The 14907-nt window shown below is 32.3% G+C and carries 12 protein-coding genes; 10 read left to right on the top strand and 2 right to left on the bottom strand.

Features of this window, described 5'->3' with window-relative positions; translation table 11 throughout:
* The first annotated feature begins 228 nt into the window (after positions 1 to 228).
* From hisS to KJ849_06230, 10 genes are all read left to right on the top strand, one after another.
* Complete coding sequence (gene hisS / locus KJ849_06275) at positions 229 to 1500, top strand: histidine--tRNA ligase (GenBank protein ID MBU2600162.1); 1272 nt, start codon at positions 229 to 231, stop codon at positions 1498 to 1500.
* A 24-nt stretch (positions 1501 to 1524) separates the two neighbouring features.
* Complete coding sequence (gene aspS, locus KJ849_06270; GenBank protein ID MBU2600161.1) at positions 1525 to 3324, top strand: aspartate--tRNA ligase; 1800 nt, start codon at positions 1525 to 1527, stop codon at positions 3322 to 3324.
* 12 nt (positions 3325 to 3336) lie between these two features.
* Positions 3337 to 4308: a PhoH family protein gene (locus KJ849_06265; protein ID MBU2600160.1), complete on the top strand. Its 972-nt coding sequence runs from the start codon at positions 3337 to 3339 to the stop codon at positions 4306 to 4308.
* Complete coding sequence (locus tag KJ849_06260) at positions 4301 to 6520, top strand: HDIG domain-containing protein (GenBank protein ID MBU2600159.1); 2220 nt, start codon at positions 4301 to 4303, stop codon at positions 6518 to 6520. Before KJ849_06265 ends, KJ849_06260 begins: the two co-directional genes overlap by 8 nt.
* A gap of 4 nt (positions 6521 to 6524) precedes the next feature.
* Positions 6525 to 6962: an rRNA maturation RNase YbeY gene (ybeY, locus tag KJ849_06255; GenBank protein ID MBU2600158.1), complete on the top strand. Its 438-nt coding sequence runs from the start codon at positions 6525 to 6527 to the stop codon at positions 6960 to 6962.
* Positions 6963 to 7054: 92 nt separating this feature from the next.
* Positions 7055 to 7663 carry a diacylglycerol kinase gene (locus KJ849_06250; GenBank protein MBU2600157.1) on the top strand — a complete coding sequence of 203 codons (609 nt, stop codon included), beginning with the start codon at positions 7055 to 7057 and terminating at the stop codon, positions 7661 to 7663.
* A gap of 17 nt (positions 7664 to 7680) precedes the next feature.
* Positions 7681 to 8700: a DUF21 domain-containing protein gene (locus KJ849_06245; protein MBU2600156.1), complete on the top strand. Its 1020-nt coding sequence runs from the start codon at positions 7681 to 7683 to the stop codon at positions 8698 to 8700.
* A gap of 3 nt (positions 8701 to 8703) precedes the next feature.
* Positions 8704 to 9939: a hemolysin family protein gene (locus KJ849_06240; protein MBU2600155.1), complete on the top strand. Its 1236-nt coding sequence runs from the start codon at positions 8704 to 8706 to the stop codon at positions 9937 to 9939.
* Between the two features lie 229 nt (positions 9940 to 10168).
* A complete protein-coding gene (gene recO, locus KJ849_06235; GenBank protein MBU2600154.1) occupies positions 10169 to 10987 on the top strand; it encodes a DNA repair protein RecO in 819 nt (272 codons plus the stop codon).
* Entirely contained in the window at positions 10984 to 11838 is an 855-nt protein-coding gene (locus tag KJ849_06230; protein MBU2600153.1) for a glycine--tRNA ligase subunit alpha, read from the top strand. Before recO ends, KJ849_06230 begins: the two co-directional genes overlap by 4 nt.
* A 43-nt stretch (positions 11839 to 11881) precedes the next feature.
* Here KJ849_06230 and miaA read toward each other — a convergent pair whose 3' ends face one another.
* Both miaA and KJ849_06220 read right to left on the bottom strand, forming a co-directional pair.
* On the bottom strand, positions 11882 to 12781 hold the full coding sequence (miaA, locus tag KJ849_06225) for a tRNA (adenosine(37)-N6)-dimethylallyltransferase MiaA (protein ID MBU2600152.1): 900 nt from the start codon (positions 12779 to 12781) through the stop codon (positions 11882 to 11884).
* 87 nt (positions 12782 to 12868) lie between these two features.
* Positions 12869 to 14907: tetratricopeptide repeat protein (locus KJ849_06220; protein ID MBU2600151.1), on the bottom strand; the 2039-nt coding region annotated here is incomplete at its 5' end.

The following is a 14907-nucleotide window of genomic DNA, read 5'->3' as shown; positions in this document are numbered from 1 at the left end:
AGAAAGGTGCATATTCTTCCATTGGATCACCCTTGGAGGAAGTTTAAAATAAACCCATATAAAAGATCATTTTTATCTAATACAAAATAGGACATTTCTATTTAACGGAAAACAGGACATTTTCATTTTGCTGTTACACAAGTTTTGAATTTTATTGACAAATAGCTCTTCTTAGCCTATACTTAACTACATTCTCAGTTTTTTCTTAGTCTTTTAGAATTAGGGGTAATGATGATTGAAGCTCCGAGAGGAACAAAAGATATCTTGCCTTCAGAGGTAAAGACATGGCATTTTATCGAGGAAACAAGTAGAAGAATATTTGAAATATATGGTTATCAAGAGATAAGAACACCTATCTTTGAATTTACAGAGTTATTTACACGTGGAATTGGAGAATGGACAGATATTGTTAATAAAGAGATGTATACTTTTCAAGACCGCAAAGGTCGAAATTTAACCTTACGACCTGAAAATACCGCTTCGATAGTAAGAGCTTATTTAGAAAATAACTTAAGTCTGACTTTAGCTAATTCTAAATTGTACTATCTTGGCCCGATGTTTCGATACGAAAGGCCACAAGCAGGGAGACAACGTCAATTTTGGCAGTTAGGGAGTGAAGTTTTTGGTAGCAACCATCCTGGGTTGGATGCAGAAGTAGTGGCTATGGTTGTCCACCTTCTCACGGAATTGGGTATGGCTGGTTTAGAGACCCATATTAATAGCTTGGGTTGTAATGCCTGCCGAAATAATTATAAGTTAGACTTAATTAATTATCTTCTTCCTCACAAAGAAAAGCTTTGTCAAGATTGCAAGGAGAGATTAAATAAAAATCCTTTGCGAGTTTTAGATTGCAAGAGAGATAACTGTAAAGTTTTAATTTCGCAAGCTCCGGCTATTAATCTTTTTCTTTGTCAAGATTGTCAAGAACATTTAGATCAAGTTAGTTACTATTTAAGACTTTTAAACCTTCCTTATATAATTAATCCTCATTTAGTAAGAGGCTTGGATTATTACACTCACACTATTTTTGAAGTGATTGACAAAAACTTAGGGGCTCAAAATACTATTGCGGCGGGAGGAAGATATAATAATTTAATAGCTCAAATGGGAGGACCCGATACGTCAGCGATAGGTTTTGCAGCAGGTATAGAAAGGATTGTTCTTTCCTTAGAAAGGTCATTAAAGCCTTACGAGAAAGATAATAAATCCATCTATCTGGCTACCATTTCACCTGAAGTGTCCTCTTTAGGAATAAAGATTGTCCAGGAATTAAGAGAAACAAGTTTTATAGTCAATATGGATTGGACAGATAAAAGCTTGAAGAGCCAATTAAGGAAAGCAGATAAATTAAAAGCTAAGTTTACTATTATCTTAGGAGAAGAAGAGAAAGCTAAGCATAAAGTCTTGATAAGAGATATGGAAGATAAAAGCCAAGAAGAGATTCCTATAGAAAAGATAAAAGAATATTTTATTAAAAAGTTTTATCTCGAAAGTAGCTGAACGTTTCTAAAAGGGAAGGAAAAGATGGAAGTATATCGAAATGCCAATTGTGGAGAGTTAAGAATTACTAATTTAGAAAAAGAAGTTATTTTATCTGGCTGGGTCCAGCGAAGGCGAGATCATGGTGGGTTAATTTTTGTGGATTTAAGGGATAGCTCTGGAATTGTCCAAGTAGTATTTAGCCCTGAAGTAAATTCACCAGCTCATCTTTTAGCTCATAAAATAAGGAGTGAATATGTAATCAAGGTTAAAGGAATAGTCTTGGCTCGCCCTAAAGGAACTATAAACTTAAATTTAACTACGGGTGAAATAGAAGTATATGCAGAAGAGCTCATCTTACTTAACGAAAGTAAAGTTTTACCATTTTTAATTGAAGAAGAAGCAGAAGTTAGTGAAGATATCCGACTTAAATATCGGTATTTAGATTTAAGACGGCTTAAGATGAGAAATTACTTATTAAAGAGACATAAGACGGTGCAGGTAGTTAGAAATTTTTTAGATAAGCGAAATTTTATCGAGATTGAAACACCGATGCTTATTAAAAGCACTCCTGAAGGAGCCAGAGATTTCTTAGTACCAAGCAGGCTGCATCCTGGAAAATTTTATGCTCTTCCTCAATCTCCCCAATTATTTAAACAAATCTTAATGGTTTCTGGAATGGAACGTTATTTCCAAATAGCCCGATGCTTTCGAGATGAGGACCTGCGAGCAGACCGTCAAGGGGAATTTACCCAAATAGATATAGAAATGTCCTTTGTCGATACAGAAGATATCTTAACCACGATTGAAGAGATGTTAAAGGAGGTATTTAAAATAGTCTTTGAGCAAGAGATAGAAGTTCCTTTTCCAAGAGTAAGTTACCAAGAAGCTTTAAATAGTTATGGTAATGATAAACCTGACCTAAGATTTAATTTAAAATTAAAGGATATTACTAAATTAGTTAAAGATTCTAATTTTCAAGTCTTTAAGAAGGTCATTGAAGATCAAGGAATAATAAAAGGGATAAGGGTTCCTCAAAAAGCAAATCTTTCTCGAAAAGAGATAGAAGAGTTAACTTCTTTAGTCAATAGTTATGGAGCTAAGGGATTAGCTTTTTTCAAAGTAACAGGAAAAACCTTAGAATCTCCTATTGTTAAATTTTTTAGTCAAGAAATATTAGACCATGTTTACCGAGAAATGGAAGCTACCGATGGAGATATCCTCTTCTTTGTGGCAGATACGCCCAAAATTGTTAATTTATCTCTATCTAATTTACGTTTATATTTAGGCAAAGAATTAAACTTGATAGATCCTAAATTATATAAATTTTTATGGGTAGTAGATTTTCCTTTATTTGAACCTAACCCAGAGGAAAAAAAGTGGGTTTCTACCCACCATCCTTTTACCTCGCCCACCAAAGAGAGTCTTAACTTAATAGAAGTAGCTCCTGAAAAAGTAAAAGCTAAGGCCTATGATTTAGTCTTAAATGGTGGAGAAGTTGGAGGAGGAAGTATCAGGATTCATAAAAAAGAATTACAAGAAAAAATATTTAAACTCTTAGGGATTTCCTCAAGAGAAGCTGATGAAAAATTTGGTTTCTTATTAGAAGCTTTTGAATATGGGGCTCCACCTCACGGGGGCATTGCTTTAGGATTAGATCGCTTATTAGCTGCCATTCTTAATCTTAATTCTATTCGAGATGTTATTGCCTTTCCTAAGACTCAAAGTGGAACTTGCTTGCTAACTAATGCTCCTTTTGAAGTTAGTGAAACTCAGTTAAGAGAACTTTATATCAAGACAGAGGTAGTTACTTCTCTTAAAAAACCAGATCAGTTAAAGACTTAAGAAGAGGTAGTTTTGGAAAAAAGGATTACTTTATTAAGTAATGAGGAAGCTGTAAATTTATTAGGAAGCAATGATGAAAACTTAAAGATTATTCGAAAAAATTGTCGTTCTACTAAGGTTATTCCGCGAGGAAATGAATTAATCATCAAAGGAGATAAAGAAGAAGTCAACTATATTTTTCGGGTCTTTGAAGAATTAATGGGCATTATCCGAACGGGCGTGACCATTGGAGTTTCTGAGATAGAATACACCTTAAATATTTTAGCCAAAAAAAAAGACAAAGACTTAGTTTCGGTATTTACTGAATCTATCTATACCTCTCCTAAAGGAAGAATTGTCAGGTCTAAAACTATTACCCAAAAAAGATATGTAGAAGCCATAGCCAAGAATGACATAATTATCTGCATTGGCCCTGCTGGAACTGGTAAAACTTATTTAGCCGTAGCCATGGCTATTTCTGCTTTAAATCGGGGAGAAGTAGATCGTGTTATCTTAACCAGACCGGCCGTGGAAGCTGGTGAAAAGTTAGGATTTTTACCAGGTACTTTACAAGAAAAGATAAATCCTTATTTACGACCCATTTACGATGTTCTTTATTATTTGATGGGGACAGAAAAACTTCACCAAATGTTTGAGCAAGAAATTATTGAGATTGCTCCTTTAGCTTTCATGAGAGGTCGAACTATAAATAACTCTTTTATTATCTTAGATGAAGCTCAAAATACCACCCCTGAGCAGATGAAGATGTTTTTAACTCGATTAGGATTTGAATCTAAGATAGTAATTACCGGTGATATTACCCAGATTGACTTAAAAAAAGGAAGTGTTTCAGGATTAGTTCAAATACAATCTATTCTGAAAGCAGCAGAAGGAATTTCTTATATCTATTTTACAGAGGGTGATGTGGTCAGGCATAAATTAGTTCAAAAAATAATTAAAGCTTATGAAAATTACGAAGCTTCTAAGGTAAAAAATAATGAATAAACTTACTAAGTATTTAAAGGATTTGAAAGATAGTCTTCAAGGAATTTCTTATAGGAAGATAAGATTAAAAAAACTATCTCAGCTTCTCTTAATCTTGCTAATATTAATGAGCACCATTTTCCTTATCGCTAAAAAAAAGGAGCTTCTTAAATATCCCGAAGAAGGAAGCATTAGTACTGCTTTTGTTAAAGCTCCTTTTCAGTTTTACTATGAAGATGAAGTAGCTACAAAATTAAGAAAAAAAGAAGCTGTTTTGCGAGTAAAACCTGTCTATAACTTAGACTTCACCCTTATTCCTATCCTAACTAATAAAATTAATAATTTCTTTGATGAAATTAAGACCGTCAAGAATGATAAGTTTAAAGATGAAGTAACTCGACTTTTTGCCTTAAAGCTAAAAGCAGGTGAAGCTAATCTTTCTGAAGATTACTTAAACTTTTTACTTAAATACCCAAACCTTGACCAGATCAAAGAAACAGTCTTAAAGATTTTAACAGACTGCCTTAATAGAGGTATTACTGACGAAGATGAGAAAAAGCTTAAATCAGATATTATAGGAGGAATTATCGTCGTATCTCTTGATAATAAAGACAAGAAAGAATTTATGATTAAATCTTTAGATGAGTTTTATCAGCTTATAAATTTAAAAGATGTCATTAAAGAAAAGATAGATGTTTCCTTTAAAGACAAGGCTAAAGATGTTATTAGTACCTTAATTTCTTCATATGCTATTCTTAATTTAACTTTTAATGGAGAAGAGACCCAAAAACTTATCGAAACAGCTAAGAAAAATATAAAGCCAGTGAGATACTTAGTAGCTAAAGGGGAAAAAATTGTCGGTGATGGTGAAAAAATTACTTATTATGTCACCCAAAAATTAAAGGCTTTACATAACCTTCAAACAAAAGACCCAAAAGTTCATTTTAATAATTTTGCCGGGCACGCTATCTTAATTTCTACCTTAATTTTCTTGATGGGAGTTTATTTCTTGAGATTTCAGCCCAAATTTTCAGTGAAAGAAGATGAGTTATTATTTTTAAGTATCATTGTTTTGGTAGTTGTAGTTTTAGTTAAGGTGGCTATCTGGAAAGGATTATCTCCTTACTTTATTCCTATGGCTACTTTTTCGATGTTAATGGCAATCTTCTTAAACCAAGAGATTGCTTTATTGGCGACCATGTTTTTAAGTATCGTTTCAGGAATGATGACCGGTAATAGCTTGAATCTTTTAATCTTTTATCTGGGAAGTGGGGTTATCGCTATCTATGCTTCCTCTTTTGCTAAAGTAAAGAGCGATTTAACTAAGAGTGGAATAACTATTGCTTTAGTTAATGTATTTATTGTTGCAGGGTTTGGTTTAATAAACCAAACAAGTTATATCTTTTTGAGTACTTTGACTTTACGAGCTTTTATTAATGGTATCATCTCGGCTATATTAACCATAGGAATCTTGCCATTTTTAGAAAAATTAACTAAGAGGACTACTAATTTTAAGCTCTTAGAATTATCTGACTTAAATGCTCCTTTGCTTAAAAAACTTTCTATAGAAGCGCCAGGAACTTATCAGCATAGTCAATCTTTAGGAAATTTAGCGGAAAAAGCAGCTGATGCGATAGAAGCTAATATCTTATTAACTCGGGTTGGAGCTTATTATCATGATATTGGAAAGATTAATAAGCCTGAATACTTTGTAGAAAACCAAACTAATTATAATCCTCACGACGGCTTAAAGCCAAATTTAAGTGCTTCTATCTTAAAATTTCATGTTAAAGATGGAGTGGAGATTGCCAGGAAAGGAAAACTACCTCAAAAGATTATCAACATTATTCAAGAACACCATGGGACTTCTTTAATAAGTTATTTTTATAATTTAGCCCGGAAAGAAGAGGAAGAAGGTAAAAAAGAGACTAAAATAGACGAAGATAGCTTTCGATATCCGGGACCTCTTCCTCAATCTAAAGAAGCAGCAATTGTGATGTTAGCTGATACAGTAGAAGCTGCTATTAGAGCTTTACCTAAGCTTACTCATCTTAGAATTGAAGAAACAGTAAAAAAAGTTATTAATAATAAATTTATAGATTCTCAGTTAAATGAATGTGATCTTTCCTTAAAAGACCTTAATAAGATTGCCGCTGTTTTTTCTAAAGTTCTTTCTGTCGCCTATCATGGACGGATAGAATATCCTCAAGAAGAAAGACTTAAGGAAAATTAATTTAATGCTTACTCGACAAGTTCAAGTAGCTAATTGCCAAAGGAAGGAATTAATAAAGATTGAGAAAATAAAGAAGATTGGACTAAGGCTATTAAAACATTTAGGCGAGAAAGGGAAGATTAGTCTTGTCTTTAGTAATGACCAATTTATAAAAAAGTTAAATAAGGAATATCGAGGTATCAATAAAGCTACTGATGTTTTAGCTTTTGCTTTTAGAGAAGCTTATTATCCTTTAATTAAAGAAGATTCTTTTTTAGGAGAAGTTATTATTTCTGTTCAAACAGCTGGCAAGCAAGCTAATGATTTAAATCATAGTCTTGAAAAAGAACTTAATATCTTAATTATCCACGGTCTTCTCCATCTTTTAGGATATGATCATTTAAAGGTAGAAGATGAGACTAAGATGAGGGAAAAAGAAGAGGAGTTGTTAACATTAATTTAAATACCTTAAAAATAGTTCAAAGTTTTAATTATGCTTTAGCTGGAATTGTTTACGGGCTACGGACTCAAAAACATCTCCGGACCCACTTCATCATGGCTCTTTTAATATTTATCAGTACTCTTTTTTTGGATTTAACCCGCCTGGAATTAGTAATTTTATTTTTTTCTGCCACCTTAGTCATAATTTGTGAAATTATCAATACCGCTATAGAATCTATTTTAGATTTAATTACTGAAAATCGATATCATACTTTAGTTCGCATTGGAAAAGATTTAGCGGCGGGAGCAGTCTTAGTCTCTGCTTTTAATGCCTTTGTAGTAGGATATTTAATCTTATACCCTCATCTTAGTTATGTTTCAGAGAAAGCAATCATTTATAAAGTTCGAGAAATTCCAGGCTATCTTGTCTTTATTAGTCTAATCATGGTTGTTTTAATTACCATTATGGGCAAGATCTATATTGGACGGGGAACTCCTATGCAAGGAGGTATGCCTAGCGGCCATAGTGCGGTAGCTTTTTCTATCTGGACTTCTATTGCCTTGATCACTAAAAATCCTTTAATTATCATATTAACCTTTTTATTAGCTGCTCTTTTAGGTAGAAGTAGAGTTGGAAGTGGATTTCATAGTTACAGTGAAGTTATTGTAGGGGCGGTCTTGGGAATAGCTATTACCTTAGTGATATTTCTTGTTTTAGGGTAAGAAAGTTTTTAGTATATATGTCAAGTGAAATAAACCTTTACTACTTATTTGGAAAATTTGCTTTAGTAGGAATTTTGGTCCTGTTTTCAGCTATGTTTTCTAGTTTTGAAACCGCATTTTTTTCTTTAAGTGAATTTAGCAAAGAGAAGATCGCTTCTAATCAGAGATTAATTAAAATGTTAAATCAACCTAAAGAGGTCTTAGCCAATATTTTAATTGGTAATATCTTAGTTAATACTTTTGCTTCTATTTTTGCTACTTCGCTTTTAATAGATATTTGTGACGCCACAAGAATAAAGGTAGGTTTTGGTGTAGCAGCTGCTATTGTTTTAATGACTATCATCATGATTCTTTATGGGGAAATAATTCCCAAGACTTTTGCCCTTAAAAATTCTGAATTATCAATAAGGCTAATTAAACCTTATTTTTATGCATTTTCCATCTTAGTTACGCCTCTAAAAGTAATGCTGCTCTTTATTATAAATTTATTTACCGGAAAAAAAGAGATTAAAGAGGAATTTACGGAAGAAGAAGTAAGGTCGATGCTTGAAATTAGTAAAAAAGAGGGAATAATAAAAGAGGAAGAGGAAAGAATGATCCATAAGATCTTTGAATTTAGTAAGACCAATGTTAAAGAGGTGATGATTCCTATAGACAAGGTTGCTTCTGTCTCAATTAATGATAAACTGAGAGATGTTTTAAGGATCATAAAAAAGACTGGATTTTCTCGGCTTCCTGTTTACAAAAATAATAATTCTAATATTATAGGGATAATTTACGCTAAAGACTTATTAGAATATTTTGGTAGAGATAAAGATATAAATTTAAAGGATATAAATTTAAAGGAATTTATTAAAAAGGTATTCTTTGTTTCAGAGTCAAAAAAAATAAATAAGCTTTTTTATGAGCTCCAGAGTAGTAAAGTTCATCTCGCGATGGTCACTGATAAAAAAGGAAAAGCCATTGGTTTAGCAACGATAGAAGATTTAATGGAAGAGATTGTAGGTGAAATCAAGGATGAGTTTGACCAGGTATAGCTTATGTCTCTGACTATTTTCTTAATTATTCTTATTTGTATCTTATTAAGTGCTCTTTTGGCTGGAACAGAAATAGGTATTCTTTCTTTAGATCAGGTTAAACTTTGCCATGAAGTAAGAAGAGGAAGAAAAAAAGCTTTAATTGTCTATGATTTAGTAAAAAATCCCAGTATCGTTATTATTTGTGTCTTAATTGGAAATAATTTATTTAGTGTTTCGGCGGCTGTTTTTACCGCTTCAGAATATAAGGGGCATGAGTTTTTATCAGGAATAATATTAGCCATGATCATGTTAATATTTGCCGAAGCTATTCCTAAGGCTATCTTTCATAAAAAGAAGAACAAGTTAATTATCTTTATCGCTCCTTTTCTTCAATTAATTCTTAAAATTTTTTCGCCATTTCTAAAAATGGTATCTTATCTTAATAAATCTTTGATCGAGATTGAAAAAAAGAAAGAAAATTACTTTACTCAAGAGAAGATAAGATTTTTTATTACCAAAAGTAAAAGAAAAGATCTGGCCGAAGAAAGAGAAGGTGAAATTTTTAATAAAGTCTTTGATCTTTCAAAAATTGAAGTTAAAAAAATAATGACTCCTCGAACTAATATAATTTGCGTAGAAGCAAGTGCTGATATTAAAGAGATTATTAAAGTGTTTGGAGAATGTAAGTATTCCAGAATTCCAGTCTATGAAGAAAATATTGATAATATTATTGGTCTTATCTACATTAAAGATGTACTAAATTTTTGGGAAGAAAAGGCTGATTTTAGAGCCATTGAATTTATTCATATTCCTTTCTTTGTTCCAGAAGCAAAACATATAGGTGATTTATTAAAAGAATTTAGAGCAAAAGCTATTCATATTGCCATTGTGGTTGATGAATATGGGGGAACTTCAGGGATTGTGACCTTAGAAGATATCTTAGAAGAGATGTTTGGAGAGATTCAAGATGAACATGAACAAGAAAAGAGACAGATCAAGAGTTTAGATAAAAATACTTACTTAATCGAAGGAAGCACTGCCATAAAAAAGATTGAAGAAGAACTTCAGGTTAATTTCCCAGAAGAAGAAGATTTTGAGACCATTAGTGGCTATATCTTAGAAACTTTAAAGTATATTCCTTCTATTGGAGAGGTAATTAAAGATGAGAAGATGAGAATTACCATCATTGGGGCTAGTAAAAGATCAATTAATAAAGTTAAATTAGAAAAACTGATGGAAAAAAATTCAGAAGATTAAGATGTAAGATTTTTGTAAGAATTAGTATATGCAATCCATTAATTAAGTTGACATACCTCGTAGGGAAAATCCACCCCCTACCCCCGCCAGCGGGGGATATCTTTGTGGGTGACTGTTGTTTCGTCGCCTTCACGGACAGGGACGAGCCCTACTATCCCCCGCTGGCGGGGGTAGGGGGTGGAAATACAATTATTATGTCAAGTTTTTATCGGTTTCCATGTAACTTAAGATGTCTTATTTTAAAACCAAAGCCATTATTTTAAAAAGCCAATCCTTAAGTGAAGATAGTAAGATCATTAGCTTGCTTACTGTTAAATGGGGAAGAATTTTTGCTGTGGCTAAAGGTTCTAAAAGACTTAATAATAAATTTGGGTTTAGCTTGGAAAAATTTACTTACTTAGAGACGCAATTTTATCAAAAAACAGACCAAAATTTGTATACCTTAATTCAAGCTAAGCTTATCTCTTCTCATTCGCCAATAAGAGAGGATTTAAAAAAGACTGCCACAGCTTTATGTTTAGTAGAAATCTTAGATTTAGCTTTAGTAGGGAAGGAACCAGATTTAAGGATATTTTTATTAACTTTAAAGAGTTTACAGTTGATTTCTAAAGGGTACCATTCTCTTTATATTTATGCTTTTGTTTTAAAGTTATTCTCCTTTTTAGGATTAAGGATCCATTTAAAAAACTGTTTAGTCTGTAAGATCCCGATAGAGAAAGCCGACTGTGGTTTAAAACCATCGTTGGCACAGACGGTTAGAGAACAAAGTTCTCTAACGGGGTTGACCAAAGTTAAACTTTCCTTTTTAGAAGGAGGAGTAGTTTGTTTTGATTGTAGTCAAGGTATGAAGACTATGGATCTTTCTTTTCAGATGTTAGAGCTTTTAAGAAATTTATTATATTTGAAACTTAACGAAGTCTCAAAACTTAGTTTATCTAAAGAGACTTTGAAGAACTTAAAAGGGATTATCTTAGATAATTATTTAGCTTATTATCTACCTTCACCCTTAAAATCTCTAAAATTTTATGAAAGCATGATAGAAGAATGACTTTTCAAGAGATTATCTTAAAACTTTTATCTTTTTGGATCGATAAAGGTTGTTTGCTGGTTCAGCCATATGATATAGAAGTAGGGGCAGGAACTTTTAATCCGGCTACTTTTTTAAGGTCTTTAGGTCCAGCACCATGGAGGGCTGTCTATGTTGAACCAAGTCGACGCCCGGCTGATGGAAGATATGGAGAAAATCCTAATCGTCTTCAGCATTACTATCAGCTTCAAGTAATTATTAAACCTACCGTTGGCAATATTCAAGAAATGTATTTACAAAGTTTAAAAGAGATAGGGATTGATCCTTTATTTCATGACATTAGGTTTGTAGAAGATGACTGGGAATCTCCTACCCTTGGAGCTTGGGGTTTAGGCTGGGAAGTTTGGTTAGATGGGTTAGAGATTACTCAATTTACTTATTTTCAGCAAGTAGGAGGGATAGATTTAGATCCTATTTCTGTGGAAATAACTTACGGATTAGAAAGAATAGCGATGTATGTTCAGAAATTAGATAATGTCTTTAATATTGCTTGGAATAATACCACTACTTACGGAGATGTCCATAAGAAAAGTGAATATGAAAATTCTCTTTATAATTTTGAATTAGCCGATGGAAGTCTTCTCTTGGATTTATTTAGTAAATATGAGCAAGAGGCATTAGCTATCCTTAAAAGAGAGGTAGTCTTACCTGCTTATGACTATACCTTAAAATGTTCTCATATCTTTAATTTATTAGAAGCTCGAGGAATAATTAGCGTTACTCAACGGGTAAGTTATATAGCTAAAGTTCGAAATCTTGCTTGTACTTGCGCTAAACTTTATCTTCGAAAAATATCAGAAGGAGGGCCGTAAGGGTCAAACTTTCAAAATTCATTTATAGCAGGTAATTTGTTATCTATAAATTTGAAAAAATTCTAACTTCTTCTATTATTTTACTTACCTCTCCCGGTGAAAACCATTTAAGCTTCTCCTTATTCTTAAACCAAGTAACCTGTCTCTTGGCATAATTTCTCGTTTCCTTTTCGATAGACAGTTTTGCTTCTTCTAAGCTTATTTCTTCTTTTAAATGTTTTACCACCTGTTTATAACCTAAACTCATCATTGAAGATAGGTCTTCGCTATACCCCATCTTGATCAAACCTTTAACTTCCTCTAAAAAACCATCTTTAAACATCTTTTCTACTCGTTCGTTAATCTTTTTATACAATAGACTTCTATCTACCGTTAATCCTATGGATAGAGAACGATAGTTATTCTTTATAGTCTCCTCTTTTCTAAGTCTTGATATCTTTTTTCCAGTTAAATAGTATACCTCCAAAGCTCTAATAATTCTAAACTTATCATTAGGAGAAAGCTTTAAAGCTGTTTCTAAATCTACCTCACGTAGTTTTTGGTACAATTCTAATAGAGAACACTTTGCCCCTAGTTTTTTTCTAAGCTCTTTAGAAGAAGGTGAAAGAGGAAATAATCCCTGAGTAATCACATTAATGTATAAACCACAACCTCCAGTTAAAATAGGAATTTTTCTTCTGCTGCTAATATCGGCTATCTTTTCTTGGGCTAATTCTTTAAATAAAGAAGCAGAAAACTCTTCGTCAGGATTTATAATATCAATCAAATGATGGGGAATCTTATCAAGAAAAGCAGAAGAAGGCTTAGCCGTGCCAATATTCATAAAGCGGTATATTTGTCTAGAATCAGCAGAAACAATTTCTCCTTTTAACTCTTTAGCTATTTCAAAAGCTACTTCGCTCTTTCCTACAGCAGTAGGACCAGCAATTATCACCAAGGTCATATAATTACCTTATCAAGTAGGATCATATATCATCAAGTATCACCAAGGTCATATAATTACCTCTATTGCAGGGACAGGGTCATATCATTAGAGTTGCTGTTGGTCAAGAACCTTGTCTACGAAATTATTCTTGATCTTCTTTCTCCTGCTTATCTCTTCTAAGATTTTCCCTAAACCCTTATAAAGTTCAGGATTTTTAAAATCTAATTCAATGGCTTTCTTATAATATTTCAGGGCTTCTTTAAATTCTGATAATTGAAAATAACTTTCTCCTAAACCAGCATAAGCATCACTCATTTCTGGCTTAATGTCGATGGCTTTTTTAAAATAATCTATGGATTCCATTATTTGGTGATTTTTTAAATATACTTCGGCTAAATTACAATATGACTCTGGCATTCGAGGATTAATCTTAATGGCGTTTAATATAGCTCCTATGGACTCTTGATACATTCCTATATCACCATAAGCACTTCCTAAATTAGTGTAAGCCTCAACTAAATCAGGTTTAATCATAATCGCTCTCTGGTATGCTTTTATAGCTTCTCTAAACATTTTCTTCTTAATATAAGTATTTCCTAAATTAAATAAACTTTCTACATCTATTGGATTTATTTCAATGGCTTTCTCATAAAATTTTATAGCTTCATCATATTCCTCTTGATCAAAGTAAATATTACCTAAATTATAATAAGCAGTAGCAAAGTTAGGATTAGCTTTGATTGCTTCTTTGTATGCTTCTATCGCCTTCTCACTTATTCCTTCGTCTAAATAAACATTTCCTAAATTATAGTAAGCATTAACATCAGAAGGATCAATGGAGAGAGCTTGGGAGTAAGCATTAATTACCTCTTTTTTCTTTCCCTTTTGGGAGTAAACATTGCCTAAATTATAGTAAGCTTGGGCGTATTCAGGATTTAAATTAATTGCTTCTTGGTAAGCCCCAATAGCTTGATCATATTCTTTGACATCAGAGTAAACATTGCCTAAATTATAGTAAGCTACTGCGTTTTTAGAATCAACATTTAAGACATTTTCATAAGCATTAATAGCTTTTTGATGTTCTTTCATCTCGGAATATATCTCTCCTAAGTAAAAATAAATATCTAAGTAGTATTTATTTAAGTCTAAGGCTTTTTGATAAGCATTGGTAGCTTCTAAATAGTCTTTAGTTTTTACATAGACATTTCCTAAGCTTAAATACAGATCAAAGAAATCAAGTTTAATCACTAAAGCTCGCTTGTAAACATCTATGGCCTTTTCATAATCCTTAGCTTCCTCATAAGTCTTACCTAACAGATGATAACAGTGATGATTATTAGGATCTAACTCCAGGGACTTCTTAAATGAAGTAATAGCTTCTTCTATCTTCTTTAAAAATCGATAAGTATTACCTAAGTTCATATAAGCTTTAGCATTATGAGGATGAATAACTATAGACTCTTTGTAAGAAGACAAGGCTTCTTCAAAAAGACCTTCTTCTATATAAGCATCACCTAAGTTTAAATAAGCTACGGCTAAATCAGAACGAATCTTAAGAGCTTCTTGGTAACAAGAAATAGCTTGCTTGGACATCTTCTTTTTTAAGTAGATATCACCTAATTTTTGATAACATAAAGCATAATTTGGTTTATAATAAAGGGCTTTTTCAAAAACAATAATTGCTTCACGAAGTAAATCTTTTTTTATGTAAATTTCTCCTAATCTATAATAAGCCTCTACAAAATCCTTCTTCAAAGATAACGTCTTTTTATAATTTTCTATAGCTTCTTTATTTTTTTCTAAAGCTTCAAAGCACATACTTAAATAAAAGAAAGCCTCAGCAAAGTCGCTTTTTTTATTAATAGCTTGCTTTAAGCTTTTCACAGCTTCAGCCCATTCTTCTTTTTCATAGTAGATACACCCTAGTAAATAATGGAACGAGGGACAATTCTCATTTAAAGCTATCCCTTTTTTAAGAAACCTGATCGCCTCTTCATAAGCTTTTTTATCTTTATAAGCCACCCCTAATTTAAAATGAGCTTCAAGATGGTCTTCTTTTAAAGAGATTGTTCTTTGTAAAGCCGAGATAGCTTCTTCTAATCTTTTATTCTCCAAGTAAGCCACCCCTAATTTAAAATGAGCTT

The sequence above is a fragment of the bacterium genome (assembly GCA_018830565.1).
Classification (GTDB): domain Bacteria; phylum UBA9089; class JAHJRX01; order JAHJRX01; family JAHJRX01; genus JAHJRX01.
The sequence above is the reverse complement of the archived record's forward strand: the minus strand, read 5'-3'. Positions and strand labels throughout refer to the sequence as shown.